This window comes from Paraoerskovia marina DSM 21750 (assembly GCF_000701465.1).
GTDB classification, from domain to species: domain Bacteria; phylum Actinomycetota; class Actinomycetes; order Actinomycetales; family Cellulomonadaceae; genus Paraoerskovia; species Paraoerskovia marina.
Map to the genome: position 1 here is coordinate 476483 of NZ_JNIY01000004.1, position 24471 is coordinate 500953.

Consider the following 24471-nt stretch of genomic DNA (forward strand, 5'->3'; position numbering starts at 1 on the left):
TCGGCGGGCGAGTCTGACTAACCGATGGAACTGACCCACGCCGCCGGGAGGCTGCCATGGGTCGTCGCCCGTCCGAGTCGAACGCGAAGCGAGTCGGACTTACCCGAGATCGTCGACGTCGCACCGGTGCTCGACCGGGCGGTCAGAGCCATCATCGTGCCTCCGGACGACTTCTTCGAGACCGAGATCGACGCGACGTCGGAGAGCCCGAAAAGTGACCGCGCCGAGGACTGAGTGATGGTCCGGGTCCAGGAGGCCATCGAGTTGCCGGGCGCGCTCAGGCTCCACGGGTCGGCCACGCTGCGTTCGTACGGAACGACAGAGCTCCACACGTCTTCGCTGTTGACGGTCCGACCGCCGGACGAGGAGAAGTAGTGGGTGACCACAGGCTTGCCGCCGTACGTGAGGAGAAGCGCGTTGGTCGACGACTTGACCGTGTCGTTCACCGCCGCCTTCCAGATCTTCCCGTAGTACGCGTTCGTCCCCTCGTTCTCCTTGACCCAACCGCTGAACTGTTGGTCGCGGACGTCATCGACCACCTGGCATGCGCACGCTGTCTTCATCGTCTGGGCCATCGCGTAACTTCGCGCCGCAATGGCCTGAGCCGCTAGTGCCGAGCGGTCAGACGTGCCCCAGGACGACGGCATTTCGGCGATCCCATAGAGATACTCGGTGTTGAGAAGAAGGTTGTTGACGACGTTGATTCGCCCATTGATTTCGCTCACTGTCAACTGACCGTGACGGTAGATGCCGTGCGTGCCTGGTATGGAAATGGTTGCCTTGGTGCCACTCGAGCTGAGGTAACGGGTCCCGGACCACTGAAGGGCAACGCCCGACCGGTCGTAGTAGGCCTTGCCGTTGACCCAAGCCTTTGTCCTGCCGTCCGACATGGCTCGCCATGCAATGGTCGTCCGCCCAGAGCCCGATGTCAGGGTCGTTCCGCTCGACGACCTGAGACGCCAGGTTCCGCCGGACACCGTCGTCGTCGTCGTTGACTTCTCGTCCGAGTACTGCCCCTTGGAGTACCCGTAGGGCTCGGGGCCGAAGACTTGGACTGCCACGTTGCGTTCCGTGGATCGCCACGACGCGTCCGAACCGCTGTAGTAGTGCTCGAGGATGGTCGTTGCCTGCCGCCCCGCTAGGGCTTGGGCATACGCACCGTACTGCGACATTCCGACACCGTGTCCGAAACCGGAACCGCGGATCGTGAACGACGAGGGGACGCCGGTGACCTTGACGTTGAAGGTGCTGGATATTGCCGAGCCGTTGTAGTTTCGTATCCGGTACTTCGTCGTTCCCTTGGGGTAGATCGTTCGTTTGCCCCAACCGTCCTTGATGGTGATGGGTGCGGCGTCGACCCATTTGCCGCCGGAGTACTTCTGGAGCATGACTGTCGCGGCGGCGACGTTGGTCCCAGATTTTGTGTATCGACTGTGCACGACGGTGGTGCCGCCTGGGGAGATTGTCGTCGGACCGGTGATCTTGCCCGTCACGGCAGCAGACCGCACGGTGACGTTGAAGCTGCTGGATATTGCCGACCCGTCGTAGTTTCGTATCCGGTACCTCGTCGTTCCCTTGGGGTAGATCGTTCGTTTGCCCCAACCGTCCTTGATGATGATGGGCGCAGCGTCGACCCATTTGCCGCCGGAGTACTTCTGGAGCATGACGGTCGCGGCGGCGACGTTGGTCCCAGATTTTGTGTATCGACTGTGCACGACGGTGGTGCCGCCTGGGGAGATTGTCGTCGGACCGGTGATCTCGCCCGTCACCGCGGGCGTTCGAGACGCCGCCTCCGCACCTGTCGCTCCCGGCAGGAACGCAAGGCAGAGCGCGAGGACCAGCGCGGCCGCACCTGCCCGGTGCGTGTTGGCGAAGAACATCTAGCAAGTGTGCACACGGTCCCGGCAGGCTGCACTCGGGAGAGGACTCCCGCCCTACAATGAGCGCATCGTCAACGGAGGTAATTGAAGATGCCAGTCGACGCTCGGAAGTCAAGCGTTGCACGCAAGGTCCGCTCTCTCGGTGGGCAGCTCATCCGGAGGTGGGGACTGGTTCCGGCTGGCACCCCGGACGGCGTCGGTGAGGACGACCACCTCCTCGGCAGGCCGTGGCCCTTCGAGGTTATGGTCTACTTCGCGGACACCACCGAGGCGATCTATCAGATCGAGCAGTGGTACCGCGCCTTCGAGTCGCTCGACGCAGAGCATCGAGTCGTCGTCGTCACTCGCGACTCCCGCACGGCGCGGTTGATCCGCGACGGGTCGATGCTCGAGGTCCGGACGATCGCTCGGGCGGAGACGCTCGACGACATCCTCGGGCGATCGAAGACCAAGCTGATCCTTTACGTGAACCACAACCCGGAGAACTTCGGCGCACTGCGGTTCGGAAACCTGCTGCACGTCTCGTTGATGCACGGCGACAGCGACAAGATCGTCACGGTGTCCAACCAGACGAAGGCGTACGACTTCTCGTTCGTGGCAGGGCGCGCAGCCGTCGAGCGCATGGCGCGCTACGCGACGCTCTTCGATGCCGACGAGCGGTGCATCCCCGTGGGTCGACCGCAGCTGGACGAACAGGCCCGAGAGCGGGAGGCGGTGACGCTGTCGAGGCCCACCGATGACCGGCCCACGGTCTTGTACGCGCCGACATGGGAAGGCGGGCAGCCGTCCGCGGCGTACGGGTCGGTCGCGACCCACGGCGCAGCGATCGTCCGGGCGATCCTCGACGACGGCCGCTTCAGGCTCATCTACAGACCCCACCCTCTGACCGGAGTCCGCGATGCCGCATACGGCGACGGAGACTCGACGATCCGAGACCTGATTCGACGTGCGCAGGACGAGCTGCCGGACGTCGGACACACGGTGGACGGGGACGGAGACCTGGCCGTCGCCTTCGGGCACGCGGACGTGCTGATCTGTGACGTCTCAGGTGTCGCGATGGACTGGCTCGCGACAGGTCAGCCCCTGATCGTGACCCTGCCGACCGCAGACGTCGTCGTCGCTCGAAGTGCCCTGACCGATCTCGTCCCGCGGTTGCCCGTCGGGGACGTGGACGGAGTTCCGGATCTCGTCGCACGAGAGCTGGACGAAGACCCGACGGGTGCCGAGAGGCGTGCGCTGCAGGAGTTCTACCTGGGCGACACCACGCCGGGGGCCTCGACCCGCCGATTCATCGAGGCATGCGAGAGACTGTTCCGGATACGGGAGGCAGAGGTGGCGCGCGTGGCCACCGGTGCACTTCCCGGTGAGAAGTCCGCGGATTCCCGCGAGACGAACGACTGAAGGAGATGCAGATGAGTGTGCAGGTTGTGATTCTGGCGGCCGGGATGGGGACGCGACTGGGGCGCCCATTCCCGAAGCCGCTGACGCCGTTGAAGGACGGGCGCACGATCATGGCCCAGCAACTCGGCAACGTGCGGAGCGTCTTCGACGGTGACGCCGAGGTCATGGTCGTCGTCGGCTTCAAGCTTGAGCAGGTGATGGAGGCGGCGCCCGAGGTCGCTTTCGCCTACAACGAGTTGTACGACCAGACAAACACTTCGAAGTCCCTGCTCAAGGCCTTGCGCGCCACCGGCGAGCGGGGTGTCCTCTGGATGAACGGCGACGTCGTCTTTCACCCTGAGGTGCTCCGGCGGGTCAAGCCGCTCATCGAGGCGGGCAAGTCGTTCGTCTGTGTGAACACCTCGTCTGTTGCCGAGGAAGAGGTGAAGTACACGGTCGACGCAGACGGTTTCATCGCCGACCTCTCGAAGCAGGTCCCCACCGGGCAGGCCCTGGGCGAGGCTGTCGGGATCAACTTCATCGCCGGAAGCGACAAGAAGCTCCTGGTCGAGAAGCTCGTCGCAGTTGACGACCAGGACTACTTTGAGCGGGGGATCGAGATCGCGATCGCGGAAGACGGTCTCAAGGTCACGCCGGTCGACATCTCCGACCTTTACGCCGTCGAGGTTGACTTCGACGAGGATCTCGAGCGCGCCAACGAGCAGCTCTGATCGGAGCGATGCGAGGGGCGGCGTCACCCGGAGCGGTCCCTCGCATCTCGTCGGACGGGTGCGGCTCCCAATCCACGGCGGGGTTCCAGGGAACCTCGGGGACTCGGTCGCACGAGACCGGAGCCGGTATGAGGGCGGTCCTGGCACTACGCATACGCTAGGGGGTAGGCCCGCGCGGGCGCCAAGTCCGGGCGGGCTATGCTTGTCTGCGTTCCGGCTGAGCCCGCGCTCGATTCATCCCCTGACAGATTGGTGCCGTTGGAAGTGAACATGTCCTCCAGTACTGCTGATCGAGAGGGGATACCGTTGGTCGGTGAGATCCCCGACGATCCGACGGTGCCGCCACCGCCCTTGGCAGGATCGATCGGGCAGCAGCGGGTCAGGGAACTTGTCGACGAGAACGGTCTGACCGAGCTCGGTAGGCGTCCGAGCTTCAAGAAGTACGTCACCGAGCTCTGGGAGCACAGGTCGTTCATCACTGTCCTTGCACAGTCGAAGGCCTATGCGAAGAATCAGAACTCGTACCTGGGCCAGGTCTGGTCGGTCCTGACACCAACCTTGAACGCGCTCGTCTACGCGATCATCTTCGGGATCGTGCTCGAGACTTCTCGTGGTCTTGAGAACGTCATCGCCTTCATCGTCGTCGGAACCTTCATGTTCAGGTTCTTCGAACGGTCCATCAGTGGCGGCGCGAAATCTGTGCAGTCGAACGCGCACCTGATGAGATCTCTACGGTTCCCGCGAGCGGTGCTGCCGGCGTCGACGGTGATGGCCGAGCTGACCACGGCGATTCCCGCGTTCGTCGTCATGTGCGTCGTGTCCTGGGCATCCGGGCTGCTCCCGGCCTACCCGTCCGTCTCCGTCACCTGGTACTGGTTGCTGCTGCCATTCGCCATCCTCCTGATGTGGATGTTCAACACCGGGTGTGCGTTCATCGTCGCCCGCGTCGTTGCCATTACGCCGGACATCCAGAACATCATCCCCGTCCTGCTTCGGTTCGGGATGTACGGGTCCGGCGTCATCTTCAGCATCAGCCACTATGCCGGAGACGGGCTCTTCGGAACGTTGCTGCAATACCAACCCGTGGCGGTCTACCTCTATCTGGCGCGAGCCTCTCTGCTCCAGGAGCCGTCCATCCCTCACGATCCGGTCATGTGGGCCTTCGGAGCGGGATGGGCAGTCCTGTTCTTCGTCATCGGGTTCGTGGTCTTCTGGCGTGGAGAGGAAAGGTACGGGCGTGACTGAGGCGGAGATCGACTTCGAGGTTGACCCTGAGGACCTGCCCGAGATATCCGACCAGCCGGACGTGCCGATCGGTGGTCCGTCCCTCGTCGTCGACGACCTTCACATCAACTATCGGGTCTTCGGCGGCAAAAAGGTCGGAGCGCAGTACGGGAAGAAGTCGTGGTTCACACGACTCGTGAGCCAGAGCCGGGAACACGTCGGCGCAGTCCAGACGGTGAGCGCGATCCGAGGCGTGTCCTTTGTGGCGCGGCACGGTGAGTCGATCGGAATCGTGGGTACGAACGGGTCAGGGAAGAGTACGCTGCTGCGGGCCGTGGCGGGGCTGATCCCCCCGACCAAGGGCACGGTCCATGTTTCCGGCGAGCCGTCGCTTCTCGGCGTGAACGCCGTGCTGATGCGGGAGCTCACTGGCGAGCGCAACATCATGATCGGCGGGTTGGCGCTTGGACTGACGCCGCAGCAGGTCCGCGATAGGTTCGACGAAATCGTCGACTTCGCTGGCATAGGCGACGCCGTATACCTCCCGATGAAAACCTACTCGTCCGGGATGAGCGCTCGTCTGAGATTCGCCATCTCGTCGTTCGCGACTCCGGACATCCTCATGATCGACGAGGCGCTCGCGACCGGAGACGCGACCTTTCGGCAGAAGAGCAAGGCCCGCATGGAGGTCGTGCGATCAGAAGCCGGGACCATCTTCCTCGTCAGCCACTCACTCGCCACCGTCAAGGCGATCTGTACGAGGGTCCTCTGGCTGCACGAGGGGAATCTGGTGATGGACGGTCCGTCCGAGGTGGTCGCGGACGCGTACGGTCGATTCGCGAGATCCAAGCGACTCGAGGCCAAGGCGCAACGCGCGCAGCGCCGCAGGCGGGGTTAGAGGTTCCACGCCGCCTGCTCGGAGTGCCGACGGACACCTCTCGTCCGAGCTTGCTGGTTCGCTGTCGCTCCTCGGGTCCGTGGAACGTGTGGTCGCCTGTGTCGCAGTCATGACGTCGTGCCGGCCGAGGCCCCAGGACGGCATCTTGTCGCGCGAAGGTCCCCGGCCCACCGACGTCTGCGGTCGTGAGCGCGGCGACCGATCCCAGTACGTGTCAAAGCGGTGCCGAGGACGGAGAACCGGCCGCTCCTCGTCCGGCGCTTCCCGCGGGCAGACTCGGAGCGCACCGTGGCTCGCCGGACGGCGGGCATCGGTCGGGATCTGTCGACCCCATCCGACCTTGACGTTGCACTCCGTCTGCTACGCGCCCAACGAGGCTTCGTCATCCTCGTCGTCGATTGCCTCGCCTGCCTGCGCTTCAGGCCGTGAACCGACCTGCACCAGCTCGTCGCGCTGCTCTGCGACGCTCGTCAGGAAGCGGAGGAACCGTGCGCTGCTCTCACCACGGTCGAAACCGAAGTAGTAGTCGCGGGCAGACCCGCGGCTACCCGCCCTGAGGTCTTCGCTGAGGTTGCTGTCCAAGATCGCCCCGAAATCGCCGACGCTCGATTCGTCGATGACGTCGACGGAACGTGCGATCGGTGCTTCGTCCTCGAGACGGGCGCGATCGGAGCGCCTGTCCGTCAGCAGAATCGGAGCGTCGGCTCTGAGGTAGAGGAAGTCCAGGCCGACCGACGAGATGTCGGTCACGAGCAGGTCGGTCGAGTCGAAGAGGGAGAGGATATCCGACTCGATCGGGGCTTCGTGAAGCTGACCGCCACGGGCGTTCGCCTGTCGAATCATCTCGAGAATGCCCTCGTGTGCCGACGCGATGTCCGGGTCGGTCGACGACAAGACTCGGGGGTGTGGCTTGTAAACGAGACGGGTCTTGGGCCGCTCGATCACGCTCCTCGCGATCTGGACGCCGTAGAGGTCGAGCGACGTGTAGTTGTTGGCGTCGTTCTCGCCTGACCAGGTCGGCGCGTACAGGACTGTTCCAACCTCGGCGTCGGCGCGCTCGAGGCTGGCGTCGAAGTCAAGGTCGAGCTGCGGCCTGCCACACGTTGCCAGCTTGTCGAAGTCGAAGTGGACGAGGGCTGACTTGTGGCGGTCGATCGCTGCCTGGCCGGCGACGACGACATAGTCGTACGCCTTTGCCTGGTTGGACACCATGGAGATCTTGTCGGACTCCCCGTGATTGACGTGCACGTGCATGGCCTGGCGGTAGATCAACGATTGAAAGTTCTTCATGCCGTTGTTGACGTAGACGACGACCTTGGGGTCGATGATCTCGTAGACGCCCATGAGGCCGTTCAGGGTCTTGGCGAAAGCGACAGGGAGATCGGTCTCCTGTCGAAGGAACTTCGTCATCGCCCAGCTGCGCGTCACGATCGTCACGGGCAACTCGTCGGCGACCCCCTGGAGAACCGGCAGCCACTGCCGTACCTGGTAGCCGCGTACCGGGGTCTCGGCGAAGTAGACGACGATAGGGTATTCGTGGCCCTCCAGCTCCTCCAGTTCGGGAGAGTGGAGCGGGACGGGCTCAATGCCGAGCAGTCGCCGGCGGACCCACTTCTTCACCTTCGCGCCACCGGCCATGATGACCGTGCCCGTCGAGTGGCGGATCCGGCGCAGGTCGGGCCCTGGCGCAGCAGCCTTGGGTCGTGTCTCAGATCCTGCGGGTTGGGTGGTCATCGAGAGTTCGCTCCATTCGTTCTACCGTGTGCACGACACTGCGTCGGTTCCACGTCAGGCCGTGCTCTGGGAGTGCCGGCGAGCGCTGAGATTCCCCCGCTTCGTGAAGTACCAGGAGACGTTCTCCGCGACGCCCGGCAGGTGCTCGTACCCTGTTTCCCCGGCACCGTCGACATGCAAGCGGGCGCGATAGCCCGGCACTCCGTCGATCGTTAGGAACGTGTAGACGTCGATGACGGACTCGGGCGCGAAGAATGCGAGGTCCGAGTCGGTGACATCGCATGTCGCGGTGAGAGCCGCGGTCCGCGCCTGCAGAACGAGCTCGCGACCCGTGCCCCTCTCGACGAGCGCCACGTTGAAGGTCTGGTCGTCGAGCTGCCCGGGCAACTGGATCTGGACGTCGTAGAGGCCATCTGGGTTGGCGACCACCTCGACGGCCACCGGCGTGATGTCCAGCTTGTCCTCGAAGCGCGCGTTTGCCGCCAGAGCCTCGAGCGTGCCGACCCGAAGTGCCTGTGACCGCGGCCGTGATTGTACCGGCAGCAGCTCGTCGAGCCCCTCTGGAACATGCGGCAGGACGTGCTTGTGATGAGCCTCGATCCAGGCCGTCTTGCGGGCGCTCGAGTACCTCGCCCATCGCTGCGGTCCATATATCTTCAGACCCTTGCGGCGGTAGAGATCGACGATCACCCGATCCGCGCGATCGGGGTCGTGGTCATGCAGTCGGATGAGCCGCGAGACCTCTCCGATGGACCAGGCGTAGCCCTCGGGATCGAGGCCAGACCGCGTGATGTTCCCCGAGTCGTCCCGGCTCCGGACGAAATAGAAGTCATAGTCGGCTCGGAAGGACACGCGAGAGGCCGTGAGGTAGGCCTTCGTCACCATCATGCCGTCCTCGAGACGGACCTTCTCGGTCGGGAAGCTGATCTTCTCGAGCCTGAGAAACTCACGTCGGAACAGCTTGCACGGCGAGAGTGTCCTGAAGCACTTTTCAAGGTCCGCGTCGACCTGGTTGGTGCGAAAGACATCCGGAACGAATCGCCCGTTCAGGCTGCACATCCGCGGGACGACCACGTCTGAGCGATGCTTGTCACCGTAGTTTACGAGCCGGCGCATGGCCTCAGGTCCGAGAATATCGTCGGCGTCGCAGAAGAACACGTACCGGCCCTCGGCGACAGCCAAGCCCTGGTTTCGAGGAATCCCGGGCCATCCGCTGTTCGGCTCGTGGAAGACGCGGATGTTTTCGTGTCGCTCCGCATACTCGTCGAGGACCGCTCCACTGCCGTCGGTCGAGCCGTCGTCGATCGCGATGATCTCCATCAGCTCGGGATCGATGTCCTGGGCCACCAGCGAGTCGAGCAGGATCGGCAGGTACTTGACCGCGTTGTAAACGGGGATGACGACCGAGACAGCCAGACCGAGATCACGATCGGGCTGGTGAACGGTCGGCGCACTTGACTGACGGGTCGCTCGGGTACTGCGGGCGAGAACGCCTGCGGTCTTGAAGTTTTCCCATTTCATAGCGGAAGGGCTTTCGCTAGCTTCTCTTGATGGCGTTCGATCCCCACGGGGGCGATCCAGGACTTTCGAACAAAGTCTGCGACAGCGGTGGGTGACTTCACGGGGAGGTCCTTCGGGGCGTACGACTTCTGCCGCCCCGGTGTGTAGATCGAGTTGTAGTCACGGAACTTGTACTCCCCGCCCAACAGCTTCTCCGAGAACTTGAGGTGGAGGCTCGGTACTCCGAGCGAGTCGGCGACGATCAGGCCGTGGAGACTCGATGACAGGAGGACGTCGCAACTGGCGATCTCGTTGACGACCTCCTCCGGGGTCCACGTGACTTCGATACGCCGGACCCGAGGCCCGAGAGCGAGCAGAGTCTGGAGAAACGGGTCGTTCGCATCCTGGTAGTGAGGCAGCACGCCGACGGTAAAGCGCTTTCGTGGCGCTCGACGGAGTAGAAGGTTGGCGAGGATTCCGGGGTCGCCGAGGACAAGGTCTTCGCTGGCCGTCGTGCGTACTCTGCTCCGGGTCAACTGACCCCGGACGGCGACAGCCGGGAGAGAAACGGGCCTCGAGCTGTCCTTCGGGGGACTGATCAGGCCAGATCCCCAGAAGACCGGCAACTGTGCACGCTTGAGCTTCGTGATCTGCTGGATGACGGAACCGGCCGCGACGATGTCACAGGTCTCGGCACTCGTCCATCGAACTCGACGCCCTGTCAGTCGCTCGATGATGGGGCTGGAGATCTCGTCCCCGAAGTTCAGTCTGTTCGGGTACTTCCATCGCCACCAGTACAACTCGATCGGCTGTCTCGTGTCAGCCACGCTTCGCCCCCGCCACCTTGGCCTGAGCACGACGCGCGACGCGCACCAACGGTGCTCGCACGGGATCAGGCAGCCAGTCCATCCGCCGAGCCGGGTGGTGCTGCGGATCGATCGACGTCACCGTCACGACCGTGCCGTTGCAGACGGCCCGAGTGGTGTCCGAGCGGACGTCCACGCCGCGGATCGAGGCGAGCGGGAGCACCGTCTCGTCTGTACCTGCCCGCATGAAGATGCGAAGTTCGTGCTTCTTTCCGTCCGGGTGGGGGAGTCGCGCCTCGTAGAGGGCCACGCCGATCCGGACGAGCGGCAGATGGCGCGGAGCATGGCGAGCACCGTCGGGAACGACAGAGGCGTGGATCGTGATCGTGCCGAGCTGCGAATCGTCGCACGTGACAATCAGGATCGGGTCGCCGGTTGAGTCGTGGGTCAGGCCGATGACGCGGGGCGCGTTGCGCTCAGAGGCGTCGGCGATTTCGGTGATGGCAGGCTCCTGGGTTGAGTAGGTTCGAGCTCTACGTGCAAGGCGTTGGTCGATGCTCGGGAGGCGCTGGTCACTGCGATTGCTTCGTCACGCTTGACGTCCTCGCGTGGCCGGTCCTGGACGGCAGGGCGGCGCACGGCCGGTGGTCGGCGCCTGACCATGATCGTACAACGCAAGACGGCGACAGGAAACGAGAGGATCTCGGGTGATTTGCCGCCCTGGCAGACCCGATCGTCGTTCGAGCGCGCAGCGCAGCACCGACAGCGCAACGGATCACGACGGTGTCGTCGCCGAGATCAAGGTCGTTCGCCGGGTGGGGCCTATTCCCCGGCGACGTACCGTGCCTGCCACTCGGCGTTTCGGGCTGTGGCCTGCCGTCGGGTGTTCGTGGTCGGTGGCAGCCCGGTCAGGTCAACACCGATGTAGTCGCCCAGGCGCTGGACGACTGCGCGCGGGTCCGCCACGAGGTCCTCGTACTCGACAACGAACGGATCGGCATCGATCGACGGGAGATGCTCGTTCCAGGCTCGCTCCTGGTTCTCGAGGCCTCGGATAGACGTCCTGATCGCGTGCCGGTCGTACTGGGGTTCCTTCTTCTCCCCGTCTGGTGCGTTCGCCATCCCTGCGGCGCGCGGCCGGTCGGGACCGTTTCAGATGATTCCTAGATAGATGTTGCCAGCAGGCGAACGACGACAGTCTCAATACATTGAATGAATCGGAGCTCGACCCGATTGCTTTTCGGTTCTTCGTTGTGCAAAAATCCGTCAGACTGGTCTGAGGTCCAAACTGCGCGTTCGCGGTCGTATTGCCAATTCAGGTCAGGTATTCTTCGCGATCGAATGGCGGTACCAGAGGAGGGGCTGCGCTGGAATCATGAAACCCATGAAATAGGCGCGCCGGTTCCGGTCGCTCGTACAGCGTAGATATCGGGCTCTTCGCCGATCCGGTGGGGAGTAGCCCGGGCTGGGTGAGCGGCTGGGTGTAGGGGTCGAGGTCCCCGATGATCAGAAGCGCCAACCACTGATCGATTTCGAGGACCTCGACGTTGTCCAACGCTACGGGGTGCGCTGGCGCGCCCGTTACCACTGACCCCTGTGACCGTTGTGACGTGCCGCTCGGCCTGCCCGATGTCCGCGTCGAGGAGGTCCAGCGGACGCAGACGCTGATGGCGGCGACGGTCTCGACGCACTGGCAACTGCAGGGCTGCCCGGATTGCGGGGTCTCGGCTCCGAGCCGTGGCCGGCGCCGGCGGGTCCTGCACGACGTTCCCCACGGTGACGTGCGGGTCCGAGTGGTGTGGCGGCAACGCGTCTGGCGCTGCCCGGATCCGGCGTGCCCTCGCGGGTCGTTCGTCGAGCAGGTCCCGGGACTGGTCACGCCCCGCGGTTCGATCACTGGTCGGGCGATCACCTGGGCGATCGGACAGCTGCGTGGTGAGCACGCCACGATCGCCGGCCTGGCCCGCCGACTGGGCGTGTCCTGGTGGGCGCTGTGGCGCCTGGTGCGGTCCGAGCTCGAACACCTTGCCGCCAACGAGTCCCGCTTCGCCGGCGTCAGGAGCCTCGGGGTCGATGAGCACATCTGGCATCACGGAGACCAGTGCACGAAGGGGCCCAAGTAGTTGACCGGGATGGTCGACCTCACCCGCGACGACGACGGATGCGTGCACGCCCGACTGCTGGACCTGGTCCCGGGCCGGTCGAAGAAGGCCTACGCCGGCTGGCCTGACGAGCGCGGCGACGACTTCCGCAAGAACATCGACGTCGCGGCGTTGGACCCGTTCGGCGGCTACAAGTCCGCCATCGATGAGCACCTCGAGGACGCGACCGCGGTCCTGGACGCGTTCCACGTCGGCAAGCTCGGCACCCAGGTCGCCGACGAGGTGCGCCGCCGGGTCCAGCAGGACACCACCGGCCACCGCGGCCGCAAGGGCGACCCTCTGTTCGGCATCCAGGCCATCTTGCGCGCCGGCGCCGAGAAGCTCACCGAGAAGCAGCAGGCCCGCCTGGCCCGGGCGATCAACGCCGACGACCGCCACGAGGAAGTCTTCGTCGCCTGGCAGTGCGCCCAACAACTAAGAGCCGCCTACCAGGCCAAGGACCTGGCCGACGGAGGACGCCTGGCCGAGAAAGTCCTCGCCTCGTTCCACACCTGCCCGATCCCCGACGTCGCGCGCCTCGGCCGAACCCTGCGCAAGTGGCGTACCGCGTTCCTGGCTTACTTCACCACCGGGCGTTCCTCGAACGGCGGCACCGAAGCCGTGAACGGCGTCATCGAGCTCCACCGACGACTCGCCCGCGGCTACCGCAACCGCGACAACTACCCACTGCGGATGCCCCTCGCCGGCGGAGGCCTCACACGGTGATCCCTACCGAATCGGCGAAGAGCCTGAAAACGACACGCCGCGCGCGGCGCTCGCCCCGTCGGGCTCGATGCTGCCGACTACCGCAACGGGAACGTCATCGAGCGCGGCCAGTGCAGAATCAAGCAATGGCGAGGCCTCGCGACCCGCTACGACAAACACGCCCTGATCTACCGTGCCGCCACCGTCCTCAACAACGTCATCCCATGGCCTGAGCTTTGTGAGGAACGGGCTAGTCTACTAGGCGTGAGCAGATCGTGTTCCTGCTCTACCCTGACTGTCACGACTCGGATTGAGCCTTGACTGATTCGATACGGATTGCCGACGGTGGGCGAGAAGGCCTCTTTCGTTGGCGGTGAGACACGCCGATGATCGAGACCTTCTCGCCCAACGCGACAACGCTCACGTCATGATCGAGTCGATCTATCCCCAGTATGCAGACCGAGTTTCAACTTTCCACGAACCCGAACTGCGCTTGCCGAAGTCGAGTGACACGTAGCCATATGGCGATGCTGTCGGCCACTCGATTGTGACGAGGTCGTAGGCGTAACCCGGAGCATCGATGTACGAGATTATCGTGCCGTTAGTCCCAAACGTCGATCGCGCGTAGTCGATTGAGTTGCCCTCTTTGACTCGGTTGAATTCGGCTTTGGTCGCCTTGTCCTTGGTCTGGACGGCGGTAAGCCCCCAGTATGCGTACTTCGTGTCAAGTACCCACGTACCCGAACTGTTGCGGACGAAATCGACCGTCACCCAGCCTGAGTCGTAGTAGGTGGGAAAGTCCAGGCTGACCCAGTCATACTTCCAGCCGGACGTGTCGTACCGAGCCGTCACGGTGCCGTTGTTCCCGAACCGCGCACGCACGTGGGCAATCGAGTTCCCTTGATGGACCGAATAGAACTCCGAGGACGTGACGATTCGGGACGGTACTGCGTTGGCTGCGGGGGCCGCGACCGCGGAGACGGAGAGCGCGAGAAGGCAGGCGACTGCAGCGCTGATATACCTCTTCATTGCAGGGATCCTTCGGTGCTGAGTAGTGAAAGGAGGGGCAATGCGTGGTCAATCCGGTAGGACCTGCTGCACTGCGAACTATTCGACCAGGCCTGTCACCGTCGGTTCCAGATACGGAGTCAGGGTGCGTGAGTATGTCGCCGTGAGGTGCGAAGCGTCGAAGTAGACGATGACTCCTCCAACTGTCGGCTGGCACACATCGCCACAGATGTGGTCCGTGAGGTCAAGAGTCGAAATCGACGGTTCATTCAGTTCCTGAGCGGCAGTATAGAGCGGATCCGAAGGCAGCCAAGCCGATGCAGCTCCGCTGCAGTTCTCGGGTGCTGTTTCGTTGATCGATAGGCATTCCGGGACCGAGGTCTCGAGCGTGTGCTTGGGGTAGGGCGTGTCGCGCACGACAAGGACGTCCGTCGTCTCTGAGGCGATGCTCTCGAGATAGCTTGCGTACCCCTGGTGGACGAGCCCGTCGTTCGTCTCGTCCGTCGACCCGGCGGCCCGGAACGGGGTCAGCTGGGCCGTGACGACGAGATCGAAATCGCCGGAGGTCACAGCGTCTCGGACGCGTTCTCCCCAGTCGAGGCAGCCTTGCGCGTCTTCGGCGCTCTCGAACTCCCACAGAGCATCGGACGTCGGGCACTGTGATGCGACATACGTGGTCAAAGACCACGCATTCTTTTTCGCCAGCTCTTGCAACGAAGGAAGCAGCCCGCCGGCGTGCGAGTTGCCGATCAGGGCGACGCGGACGTCTCCGTCCTTGTCGCCGTATGCGCACTTCGTGGTCTCCTCGAACGGCGGAGACTCCCAGCAATCGTCCTCATAGGCGGAGGGCTTGTCGGCTGCCGCGTCGGCGGGGGACAGGATGAGCGGCACATCTGCTGGACACTCGACTCCCCGGTCGAGCGCAGCGGCCCCGACGCACGGATTGTCGAGACTCTCCTCGGCGGCGTTGAGACGCGCGTCGGACCTGTCCTGAAGTGTCGATGCCGCGAAGAAGCATGCGACGCCGACCGCGAGCGACACACCCACGGTCACGAGCAGCGTCGTTGGAGCACGGCCTCGGTGACGTCTGAACCGGTCTTCAACGTGCGGCTTGGTGACGGCAGCGAGCGCCACCGAGAGCGTGAGGATGGCGATGCGGTCGAGCAGATCCGGGTTCCCGGCGACGACGAACGGAGCGAGGACGACGATCGGCCAGTGCCAGAGATACAGAGAGTAGGAGATGTCGCCGACCCACTGGACCGGGCGTAGATCTCCGACAAGGCGCGGAGAACCGCGGCCCCGTGTCACGTCCGCCAGAATGACGAGCGCGGCGCCGACGACGGGAACGCTGGCTGCCCAGCCGGGGAACGGCGTAGAACCGCTCATCAGGACGGCTGACCCGACGATCAGTGCGATCCCGGTCCACGCCGTCGGGACACGAAGAGCCGGGTGGAGGCGCCATGCGCTGGTCGCAGCCAGCGTCGCCAGTGCTGCCCCCGCCCCGAGTTCCCAGATCCGGGTCGGGGTAATGAAGTACGCGGACGCGGGGCTCGTGGCCGTTGCGACGACAGACCAGACGAAGCTGGCTCCCACCAGGGCGAGGATCGCGACGTGGGCCGTGGACGCGAGCGTGGTTCGCCGCTTCGTGGCCACCCAGGCTGCGAAGAGAAGCACCAGGGGCCAGAGAAGATAGAACTGTTCCTCGACCGAGAGCGACCAGAAGTGCTGGACGGGTGTGGCCGCGGATTCCGCACCGAGATAGTCGACGGACTGCGCGGCGAGCGACCAGTTCTCGATGTACAAGGCTGCCGCGCCGACCTCTCGGAGCGTCGGAACGAGTGCTGTCGCTGGCGCGAGAATGACCGTCGCGAGCACGGTGGCGGCCAGCACGACGTACGAGGCGGGAAGTAGTCGTCGGACGCGCCGGGCCCAGAACGTGGCGAGGTCCGACGCAGACCTTGGTGGCCTCCTGAGGAGGTGCGAGGTGATGAGGAAGCCCGAAATTACGAAGAAGACGTCGACGCCCACGAATCCACCGGGCAGGGCGCCGGGCCAGACGTGATAGATGACCACCGCGCCGACCGCGAGCGCTCGGAGCGCCTGGATGTCTTTGCGCACCGTCGTGGTCGGACGCGCTTCGACGGCGGCTTGCACGTCCTGGGTCACGAGAGAGCTCCTGCTTGCGATCGGGGAGCGCGATGTCGGACGCGCACGGAGAAATGGTATTCGACCTGTGCGCGGGTGATGTCCGCCGGTGGCAACCCGGAGAGCTCACGCACCGACTCGGGACCAGCCCGTGTCGGTCGCCGTGCGCGGGGTTAGAGTTCCATCCGGTCGGTGCGTGAGACGACCGGTGGGCCGGCGCACGAGTTTGTTCGCCCGAGGGATATCAATCGATCGGAGCTCCATGTCATCGCACGGCAGCAACAAGGCCATCATCGCGGCGCTTCTTGCGAACCTCGGAATCGCCGTCACCAAGTTCGGCGCTTACCTCCTGACGGGAGCCTCGTCGATGCTCGCCGAGGCCGTGCACTCCGTCGCCGATACCGGCAATCAGGCGTTGCTCCTTCTCGGCGGCAAGAGGGCGCGGCGTGAGGCGGACGCTCAGCACCCGTTCGGCTACGGCCGTGAACGCTACATCTACGCCTTCATCGTCTCGATCGTGCTCTTCAGCGTCGGTGGGCTGTTCGCGTTGTACGAGGCGTGGCACAAGTGGCAGGACCCGCATCCGATCGAGGGCCGGTGGTGGTGGGTGCCGCTCGCTGTGCTCCTCGCGGCGATCGCCCTCGAGGGACTCTCGTTCCGTACGGCGGTCGTCGAGTCGAACCGGACGAGGGGCAAGCAGTCGTGGGTGTCCTTCGTCCGGACCGCACGATCGCCGGAGCTCCCGGTCGTGCTGCTCGAGGACTTCGGCGCGCTGATCGGACTGGTGCTGGCGCTCGGAGGTGTGAGCATGACCCTCGCGACGGACGACGGCCGGTGGGACGCGGCCGGCACTGCGGGTATCGGTGTTCTCCTCGTCCTGATTGCGATCGTCCTCGCGATCGAGACCAAGTCGCTGCTTCTCGGGGAGTCCGCGACCAAGGCGCATGTCGCGGCCATCCGGGCTGCGCTCGTCGGACCGGGTGTGCCGTCGGTGATCCATCTCCGGACTCTTCATCTCGGTCCCGACGAGCTGCTTGTCGCCGCGAAGATCGAGATCGACACCCGGGAGAGTGCCACCGAGATTGCGGACGCCATCGACGAGGCCGAGGCGCGATGCCGAGCGGCCGTCCCGCTGACGCTCGTGATCTACCTGGAGCCCGACCTGCGTGACGCACCCGCGACGTCGTAGGCGACGGGTACGACGACGGCCCGGCACCTCCGCGAGGGAGGTGCCGGGCCGTCGTGGTTGCTACGCCCTTACGGGGCGTGTCAACGGGAGGTTCAGCTGGTGACCGAGTCGACGAAGTCGGGGTTCTCCTCGAGCCATGCGTCGACGGCTGCCGCCTCGTCGCCCTCGTACGCCTCGTCGTTGAACATCATGTTCTCGAGGGAGAACAGCTGCTCGTCGGTGAGGGTGAAGTTCTCGAGCCAGCCCGAGAGCTCGGGGTAGCGGTCGGCGAAGTCCGTGGTGCCCCACATGTGGATCTCCTCGGCCTCGCCGAGTGCACCCTCCGGGTCCTCGAGGTCGCGGATCGGGAACTCGTCGTAGGCCCAGTGCGGGCGCCACAGCGTGACGGCGATGTTGTCGCCCTTCTCCGTCGCACCCTTGAGCTCGGCGAGCATCGCGGGGGTCGAGGAGATCGCGTAGTCCATGTCCTCCAGGCCGTAGGTCGGGATGACCTCGTCCTGGGTGATCGCGGTCAGGCCGGCGCCGGCCTCGATGCCCACGAGCTTGTTGTTGTACTCGTCGGCCATGCCGGCGAGGTCCTCGAGGGTCTGTGCGGGGGAGTCCTCGTTCACCGCGATGGTGAGCTTCGCCTGGTCGTACCAGACACCGAGGTCGGAGACGTCGTCGCCGTACTCCTCCAGGTAGGAGGCGTGGGTGTACGGCAGCCAGACGTCGAAGGTGACGTCGAAGTCGCCCCCGGCGAGGCCGGTGTAGACGACGCCGACGTCGGCGGTCTCGGTCTCGACGTCGTAGCCCTTCTCGTCCAGGATGCTGGCCCAGAGGTTCGAGACGGCGATGCCCTCGTCCCAGCCGGAGGGGATGCCGATCGAGATCTCGGTCTCGTCGCCCGACGTCGTCGAGTCGGCCGAGCTCTCGGAGTCGTCCGAGGCGCAGGCGCTCAGCGTCAGCGCGAGGGCTGCGGTGGTGCCGGCGATCGCCGTGGTGCGGCGGTGGGTACGGGTGAACATTGGTTGTCCTTCCTTTGGCGGAGAACCTCCGCCGGGGGTTGGGGGTCGTGCACAGTGAGGGGAGTCGCTCAGCGAGCTGCCTTGAGCGCCTTCGCCACGGGGGAGCGGTCCGCGAGACCGGAGGTCACGCGGTCGAGGAAGATCGCGAGGATCACGACGGAGAGACCGGCCTCGAATCCGAGGGCGACGTCGACGCGCTGGAGGGCGGCGACGACGTCGTTCCCGAGCCCGCCGGCACCGACCATTCCGGAGATCACGACCATCGAGAGCGACAGCATGATCACCTGGTTGACGCCGGCCATGATGGTCGGCATCGCGAGCGGGATCTGGATCTGGCGGAGGATGCGGCCGTCCGTCGAGCCGAAGGCGCGGCCTGCCTCGACGACCTCGGAGTCGACCTGGCGGATGCCGAGCTCGGTGAAGCGGACGCCGGGTGCCAGGGCGAAGATGACGGTCGCCACGATGCCCGGCATGGGTCCGGTCAGGAAGATGACGACGGTCGGGATCAGGTAGACGAAGGCGGGCATCGTCTGCATGAAGTCGAGGATCGGCCGGAGGACCCGCGAGACGTGGTCGTTGCGCGCGGCCCAGATGCCGAGCGGGATGCCGATCAGGAGTGCGACGGCCGCGGAGAGCAGGACGAGCGCGAGGGAGTCCATCGCGTTCTCCCACTGGTCCATGCCGGCGATGATGATGAACCCGATCAGGACGCCGATCGCGAGCTTCGTGCCCTTCGCCCAGAAGGCGATCAGCGCGAGAACCACGGCGACGAGGATGAACGGCGGGCTGTTGAGCACGTAGTCCAGGCCGTCGTAGATACCCTCGAAGATCGTCTTGACGACGTCGAAGAAGGCGTCGAACGTGGCCGTGAGCCAGTCGATGAAGGACTCGATCCAGTCGCCGAAGGGCAGACGGGGGACGAACGTTCCGGTGTCAGATGCTGCGGCGATCATGCCGATGCCCCTTCCGTCGAGGTGTCGGTATCGACCGCGTCACCCGGGGCGACGGTGTCGGCGTCGGCCGTGAGCTCTTCGACGGCCTCGGACGGGGCCATGGCCTCAAGGAGCGTGACGCGGGGGATGACCCCCACGAGGCGGCCCTCGTCGTCCGTCACAGCCATCGGCAGCGCCGACTCGGTCGCGGGCGCGAAGAGCTCGGCGAGCGGCGTGTCCTGGTGGACCGAGGTGTAGTCGGCCTCCAGGTACTCGGCGACGGTCTCGGCGCCTTCCTTGACGGCGCGCACGGCGTTGTCGGAGGTGATGACGCCGCGCAGCACACGCTTGCGGTCGACGACGTACGACTTGGGGAGTGCGGCCTCGCGCAGCTCACGGGCGGCGACGCGCGGCCCCGCGCCGAGGGTGACCTTGATCTGCGGCGCCTGCATCATCGAGGCCGCGGTCAGCACACGGGTGCGGTCGACGTCGGCCACGAACTTGGCGACGTAGTCGTTGGCTGGGTCGGAGAGAATCTCCTCGGCCGAGCCGATCTGGACGATCTGGCCGTCGCGCATGACGGCGATCCGGTCGCCGAGGTGCATGGCCTCGTTGAGGTCGTGCGTGATGAAGATGATCGTCTTGCCCAGCTTGTCCTGGAGCTCGAGCAGCTGCTCCTGCATCTCGCGGCGGATCAGCGGGTCGAGGGCGGAGAACGCCTCGTCCATCAGGAGGATGTCTGTGTCGGCGGCGAGAGCGCGGGCGAGCCCGACGCGCTGGCGCATGCCGCCGGAGAGCTGCGACGGCAGCGAGTCCGCCCAGTCGGAGAGACCGACCATGTCGAGCGACTCCTGCGCGCGGCGCCGACGCTCCTCGCGCTCGACGCCCTGGATCTCCAGCGGGTAGGCCGCGTTGTCGATCACGGATCGGTGGGGGAGCAGCGCGAAGTGCTGGAAGACCATCGAGACGCGCTCGCGTCGGATCTTGCGGAGCTTCGCGCCGTCGACGGCCGTGAGGTCGTCGTCGCCGAGGTAGACGTGCCCGGAGGTCGGGTCCCACAGGCCGTTGAGCATGCGGATCAGGGTGGACTTGCCCGAGCCCGACAGGCCCATGACGACGAAGATCTCGCCCTTGGCCACCTCGAAGGAGGCGTCGATGACGGCGGCCGTCCCGAGGTTCGCGACGTCGTCGCGGGTCTTGCCGGCCTTCAGGCGCTTCACGGCCTCGGCCGGCTTGCGGCCAAAGACCTTGTAGACGTTTTCGACGCGTACGGCTGTCATGTGGTGTTCTCCACGAGTCGTGCCACTGACGCACACTCCTCGTCGTCAGCACCGGGCTCGCGCACTGCGTCGTCCAGGACGAGATCCTGATGACGAGGAGTGCGGCGTCGACGCCGGCGTGGCCGAGGCAGGGCTCGTCGGGAGCCCGGCGGTCAAGCGATCGGCCTCTACCGTGCCTGAATCGGGACGATAGTTCCAGTGGCTACCCCCCATCTGGACGGGTGTCCGAGAGTATTTCGAGCGGCAGAAAGCGGCTCTGTCCTGCGAAGACACCCACATTCCGCATTGTTACTCGTTCGTAACTATCGCAGGGTCTGGCGGGCGTGGGACTTGACGGTTCGACGGCCAGGACGTGACCTGGGCAACACCTGGGCCGCGGGGGTGTCCCGAGTAGGCTGGAGAGAGAATCGACGTCGACCCACAACCCTCGGAGCAGCATGTCTACGACCACCCAGCACACCGCCCCCGAGTTCGCGGAGGTGGCGGGCCAGTACAAGGTCCGCGACCTCTCCCTCGCCGAGGCAGGACGGCATCAGATCCGTCTGGCGGAGCACGAGATGCCGGGCCTGATGTCCCTGCGCGAGGAGTACGGTGCGAGCCGACCGCTGTCCGGCGCACGGATCGCCGGCTCCCTGCACATGACCGTGCAGACGGCGGTGCTCATCGAGACCCTCGTCGCCCTCGGTGCCGAGGTGCGCTGGGCGAGCTGCAACATCTTCTCGACGCAGGACGAGGCGGCGGCCGCGGTCGTCGTCGGTCCGCACGGCACGCCCGAGGACCCTCAGGGTGTCCCCGTCTTCGCCTGGAAGGGCGAGTCGCTCACGGAGTACTGGGACTGCACCGAGCAGATTCTCGTCTGGCCCTCCGAGCAGGGGCCCAACCTGATTCTCGACGACGGCGGCGACGCGACGCTCCTCGTGCATCTCGGCCTGCAGTACGAGCGCCTCGGCGCCGTCCCCGCGGACACCCGGCCCGGTGAGCCCGAGCACGCGGAGGAGACGAACGTCGTCCGCGCCGTGCTGCGTCGTTCGCTCGACGCCGACCCGCTGCGGTGGACGACGATTGCGGAGCAGCTGCGCGGCGTGACGGAGGAGACGACGACGGGCGTGCACCGCCTGTACCAGCTCGCGGCCGAAGGGTCGCTCCTGTTCCCGGCCATCAACGTCAACGACTCGGTGACCAAGTCGAAGTTCGACAACAAGTACGGCATCCGGCACTCGCTGCCGGACGGGATCAACCGTGCCACCGACGTCCTGATGGGCGGAAAGGTCGCGTTCGTCGCCGGGTACGGCGACGTCGGCAAGGGGGCCGCCGAGGCGTTCCGCGGCCAGGGCGCCCGGGTGGTCGTCTCCGAGGTCGACCCGATCTGCGCCCTGCAGGCGGCGATGGACGGCTTCCAGGTCGTCCGTATCGAGGACGTCCTCGACGAGGCAGACTTCTTCATCACCACCACGGGAAACCGCGACGTCGTCACCGCGGCGCACATGACGCGCATGAAGAACAAGGCCGTCGTCGGCAACATCGGGCACTTCGACAACGAGATCGACATGGCCGGTCTCGCCGAGGTCGGCAGCGTGCGCCGTACGGAGATCAAGCCGCAGGTGCACGAGTGGACGTTCCCGGCTGGCCCCGACGCCTCCGGCGCCGACCGTGACGAACGGTCGATCATCGTGCTGTCCGAGGGGCGCCTGCTGAACCTCGGGAACGCGACCGGTCACCCCTCGTTCGTCATGAGCAACTCGTTCTCCAACCAGGTGATCGGGCAGATGGAGCTCTGGGAAGACGTGCAGCGCGTGGCCGACGGCGGCGAGGCTCGATACGAGCGCGACGTGTACCGCCTTCCCAAGCACCTGGACGAGAAGGTCGCCCGTCTCCACCTCGACGCCCTGGGTGTTCGTCTCACCGAGCTGTCGACGTCGCAGGCGGAGTACCTCGGCGTGCCCGTGGGCGGTCCGTACAAGCCGGAGCACTACCGCTACTGACCGGAGCGGTCCCGGACGTCAGCCGACGTCCGGGACCTCGTGCGGCAGTCGGCGGACGCGGTCGACACGGAGCTGTTGGAGCTCGCGGGCACGCGTGGACGCCACAAGCTCCCGCTCGCGGCGGGTGGCGACGACGGCGGCGAGGAACTCCTCCGGCGGCGTGCCCGGCGGGGGGCCCGGTGCGACGAACGGCAGCGTGCGTCGTGCCAGGTCGTCCGCGAGACGGGCGCGGGAGAGCGGTGCGAGCCGTTCGGCGCGGCCCAGGAAGGTCCGCGCGGCGAGCGCGAGGTCGTCCGGAAGCTGGGCCACGTCCGCCGTCCGTGCCCACGGTGCGAGGAGCATCGGCATCGGAGCCGGCCCGTGATCCCGTGCGCCGGACCGGACGCGCACCACGTAGGTACCGGCGAGGATGTCGCCGAGCCGCTTTCCCCGGTCGTTGGACAGCGATGCCACGATCGCGACCGACCCCGCCGTCAGCCAGAGCTCGCCGACACCCACGAGCGCGCGCGTGGCGGCATGGCGTGCACGGACCGGGCCCGCGTCGTCCCGCACCACCCGGATGCCGAGGAGCCACTTGCCCAGCGAGCGTCCGCGCGTCGCCGTCTCGACGATCACCGGGACGCCGACGGTGACGAGGGCGACGAGCGTCACCGCGAACGGGACCGCGTAGGCCGAGTCGAGCAGCGCAGCGAGGCTGTCGTCGGCGACGACCACGACGCCGATCAGCACGGCGACGACGACCGCGACGTCGATCAGTGTCGACATGGCGCGCACGACGAACGACGAGACGCGCATGTCCAGGACGACGCCCTCGCCGATGACCGTTCCGTCGCGCAAAGCTCCCCCTGACCGCGGTGCTGAACCGCTGTGGATGATCCGGTGAAAGCCTAGCGGTCTGTGGAACGATGCGGGCATGGATGTGGACGCCTACCGTGCGGTGCACGAGAGCGACTGGCAGCGGTTGTCGGTGCTCGTGCGACGCCGTCGGCTCGACGGGACCGAGGCCGACGAGCTGGTCCGCCTCTACCAGTCCACGGCGACCGACCTGTCCGTCCTGCGGACGCGCGCGCCCGACCCCGTGCTGATCAGCGAGCTCTCGGTGCTGCTCGCCCGGTCGCGGTCGAAGCTCACAGGGTCGTCCGACAGCTCCTGGCGTGACGTGGTTCGCCTCTTCGGCGTGACGATTCCCGCGGCGTTCTACCGCGTCCGCTGGTGGACGGTGGGCGTCATGGTCGTGTTCCTCGCCGTCGCGGTCACGGCCGGCTGGTGGATGGCCACGGCTCCTGGCGCCGTCGAGGTGATGGGCACGGCGTCACAGCGGGAGGACTACGTCCAGAACGCGTTCGCCGCGTACTACGACCCCGGGACGGACTTCGCGGTCACGGTCTGGACCAACAACGCCTGGATCGCCGCGCAGCTCGTCGGGCTCGGGATCACCGGGGTCTGGCCGGTCTTCGTCCTCGCCACGAACGCCGTGAGCGTGGGCGCGGCCGGCGGACTCATGGCCTCGGAGGGCGAGCTGGACGTCTTCCTCGCCCTGATCCTCCCGCACGGGCTCATGGAGCTCACCGCGGTCTTCGTCGCCGGCGGTGCGGGACTTCGCCTCTTCTGGACGGCCGTCGCTCCCGGGCCCAGGACGCGCGGCCGCGCCCTGGCGGAGGAGGGGCGGGCGACGATGATCGTCGCCCTCGGTCTCGTCTTCGTCCTCGGGATCTCGGGACTCGTCGAGGGGTTCGTCACCGGATCCGATCTCGCCTGGTGGCTCAAGATCGTCATCGGTGCGGTCGTCCTCGCCGCGTACTGGGTCTACACGCTCGTGCTCGGCGGCCGGGCCGCCGCTGCGGGCGAGACGGGCGACCTCAGTGCCGAGGAGGCCGGCGAGCTCGCGCCGACCGCGGGGTGAGAGGTACCGCGCGCCGTCCACCGCGT

19 protein-coding genes and 2 pseudogenes are annotated in these 24471 nt (G+C 65.9%); 9 read left to right on the forward strand and 12 right to left on the reverse strand.

The window, feature by feature from the left end:
• Positions 1 to 17: 17 nt before the first annotated feature.
• Complete coding sequence (locus Q343_RS15165; protein ID WP_162175476.1) at positions 18 to 1769, reverse strand: SpoIID/LytB domain-containing protein; 1752 nt, start codon at positions 1767 to 1769, stop codon at positions 18 to 20.
• Between the two features lie 354 nt (positions 1770 to 2123).
• On the opposite strand from Q343_RS15165, the gene Q343_RS0108320 reads away from it, so the two are divergent.
• From Q343_RS0108320 to Q343_RS0108335, 4 genes are all read left to right on the forward strand, one after another.
• Positions 2124 to 3281 (forward strand): CDP-glycerol glycerophosphotransferase family protein, encoded by a 1158-nt coding sequence (locus Q343_RS0108320; RefSeq protein WP_052367018.1) that lies wholly within the window; start codon positions 2124 to 2126, stop codon positions 3279 to 3281.
• 11 nt (positions 3282 to 3292) lie between these two features.
• Positions 3293 to 3991 carry a phosphocholine cytidylyltransferase family protein gene (locus Q343_RS0108325; protein WP_029253123.1) on the forward strand — a complete coding sequence of 233 codons (699 nt, stop codon included), beginning with the start codon at positions 3293 to 3295 and terminating at the stop codon, positions 3989 to 3991.
• A 336-nt stretch (positions 3992 to 4327) separates the two neighbouring features.
• Positions 4328 to 5236, forward strand: coding sequence for an ABC transporter permease (locus Q343_RS15450; RefSeq protein WP_029253124.1), 909 nt, complete (start codon positions 4328 to 4330; stop codon positions 5234 to 5236).
• Positions 5229 to 6113 carry an ABC transporter ATP-binding protein gene (locus tag Q343_RS0108335; protein WP_029253125.1) on the forward strand — a complete coding sequence of 295 codons (885 nt, stop codon included), beginning with the start codon at positions 5229 to 5231 and terminating at the stop codon, positions 6111 to 6113. Before Q343_RS15450 ends, Q343_RS0108335 begins: the two co-directional genes overlap by 8 nt.
• 360 nt (positions 6114 to 6473) lie before the next feature.
• On the opposite strand, the gene Q343_RS0108340 is transcribed toward Q343_RS0108335, so the two are convergent.
• The 5 genes from Q343_RS0108340 to Q343_RS0108365 form a co-directional block, all read right to left on the reverse strand.
• Positions 6474 to 7847: a CDP-glycerol glycerophosphotransferase family protein gene (locus tag Q343_RS0108340; protein ID WP_081829722.1), complete on the reverse strand. Its 1374-nt coding sequence runs from the start codon at positions 7845 to 7847 to the stop codon at positions 6474 to 6476.
• Positions 7848 to 7901: 54 nt separating this feature from the next.
• A complete protein-coding gene (locus Q343_RS14540; RefSeq protein WP_052367020.1) occupies positions 7902 to 9368 on the reverse strand; it encodes a glycosyltransferase family 2 protein in 1467 nt (488 codons plus the stop codon).
• The gene (locus Q343_RS0108350; RefSeq protein WP_029253128.1) at positions 9365 to 10174 is read right to left on the reverse strand and encodes a polysaccharide pyruvyl transferase family protein; all 810 of its coding nucleotides are present in this window, start codon (positions 10172 to 10174) and stop codon (positions 9365 to 9367) included. Before Q343_RS0108350 ends, Q343_RS14540 begins: the two co-directional genes overlap by 4 nt.
• Positions 10167 to 10463, reverse strand: a complete 297-nt coding sequence (locus Q343_RS15170; RefSeq protein WP_029253129.1) for a hypothetical protein — start codon at positions 10461 to 10463, stop codon at positions 10167 to 10169. The genes Q343_RS0108350 and Q343_RS15170 overlap by 8 nt, the downstream gene beginning before the upstream one ends.
• Positions 10464 to 10975: 512 nt before the next feature.
• Entirely contained in the window at positions 10976 to 11275 is a 300-nt protein-coding gene (locus tag Q343_RS0108365; RefSeq protein ID WP_029253130.1) for a Stf0 family sulfotransferase, read from the reverse strand.
• Positions 11276 to 11700: 425 nt separating this feature from the next.
• Here Q343_RS0108365 and Q343_RS13995 point away from each other — a divergent pair.
• Together Q343_RS13995 and Q343_RS15600 are read left to right on the forward strand one after the other, a co-directional pair.
• A pseudogene (locus Q343_RS13995) lies at positions 11701 to 13020 on the forward strand (ISL3 family transposase).
• A gap of 27 nt (positions 13021 to 13047) precedes the next feature.
• A pseudogene (locus Q343_RS15600) lies at positions 13048 to 13245 on the forward strand (IS5/IS1182 family transposase); the annotation flags it as partial.
• Positions 13246 to 13440: 195 nt separating this feature from the next.
• On the opposite strand, the gene Q343_RS0108375 reads toward Q343_RS15600, so the two are convergent.
• Positions 13441 to 14028 carry a hypothetical protein gene (locus tag Q343_RS0108375; protein ID WP_029253131.1) on the reverse strand — a complete coding sequence of 196 codons (588 nt, stop codon included), beginning with the start codon at positions 14026 to 14028 and terminating at the stop codon, positions 13441 to 13443.
• Between the two features lie 78 nt (positions 14029 to 14106).
• The gene (locus Q343_RS0108380) at positions 14107 to 16173 is read right to left on the reverse strand and encodes an acyltransferase family protein (RefSeq protein ID WP_052367021.1); all 2067 of its coding nucleotides are present in this window, start codon (positions 16171 to 16173) and stop codon (positions 14107 to 14109) included.
• Between the two features lie 241 nt (positions 16174 to 16414).
• Here Q343_RS0108380 and Q343_RS0108385 point away from each other — a divergent pair, with 241 nt between their 5' ends.
• Positions 16415 to 17341 carry a cation diffusion facilitator family transporter gene (locus tag Q343_RS0108385; RefSeq protein WP_029253133.1) on the forward strand — a complete coding sequence of 309 codons (927 nt, stop codon included), beginning with the start codon at positions 16415 to 16417 and terminating at the stop codon, positions 17339 to 17341.
• A 92-nt stretch (positions 17342 to 17433) separates the two neighbouring features.
• On the opposite strand, the gene Q343_RS0108390 is transcribed toward Q343_RS0108385, so the two are convergent.
• The 3 genes from Q343_RS0108390 to Q343_RS0108400 all read right to left on the reverse strand — a co-directional run bounded on the left by Q343_RS0108390 (position 17434) and on the right by Q343_RS0108400 (position 20560).
• Positions 17434 to 18348: a glycine betaine ABC transporter substrate-binding protein gene (locus Q343_RS0108390; RefSeq protein WP_029253134.1), complete on the reverse strand. Its 915-nt coding sequence runs from the start codon at positions 18346 to 18348 to the stop codon at positions 17434 to 17436.
• 68 nt (positions 18349 to 18416) lie between these two features.
• Complete coding sequence (locus Q343_RS0108395; RefSeq protein WP_029253135.1) at positions 18417 to 19301, reverse strand: ABC transporter permease; 885 nt, start codon at positions 19299 to 19301, stop codon at positions 18417 to 18419.
• The gene (locus Q343_RS0108400; RefSeq protein ID WP_043109802.1) at positions 19298 to 20560 is read right to left on the reverse strand and encodes a quaternary amine ABC transporter ATP-binding protein; all 1263 of its coding nucleotides are present in this window, start codon (positions 20558 to 20560) and stop codon (positions 19298 to 19300) included. The genes Q343_RS0108395 and Q343_RS0108400 overlap by 4 nt, the downstream gene beginning before the upstream one ends.
• Positions 20561 to 21039: 479 nt before the next feature.
• Between Q343_RS0108400 and ahcY the strand changes: the two genes are divergently transcribed.
• Positions 21040 to 22542, forward strand: a complete 1503-nt coding sequence (ahcY, locus tag Q343_RS0108405) for an adenosylhomocysteinase (RefSeq protein ID WP_029253137.1) — start codon at positions 21040 to 21042, stop codon at positions 22540 to 22542.
• Positions 22543 to 22560: 18 nt separating this feature from the next.
• Here ahcY and Q343_RS0108410 read toward each other — a convergent pair whose 3' ends face one another.
• Positions 22561 to 23379: an RDD family protein gene (locus Q343_RS0108410; protein ID WP_029253138.1), complete on the reverse strand. Its 819-nt coding sequence runs from the start codon at positions 23377 to 23379 to the stop codon at positions 22561 to 22563.
• A gap of 76 nt (positions 23380 to 23455) precedes the next feature.
• Here Q343_RS0108410 and Q343_RS0108415 point away from each other — a divergent pair, with 76 nt between their 5' ends.
• Positions 23456 to 24445 carry a stage II sporulation protein M gene (locus tag Q343_RS0108415; protein WP_029253139.1) on the forward strand — a complete coding sequence of 330 codons (990 nt, stop codon included), beginning with the start codon at positions 23456 to 23458 and terminating at the stop codon, positions 24443 to 24445.
• Positions 24446 to 24471: the final 26 nt, after the last annotated feature.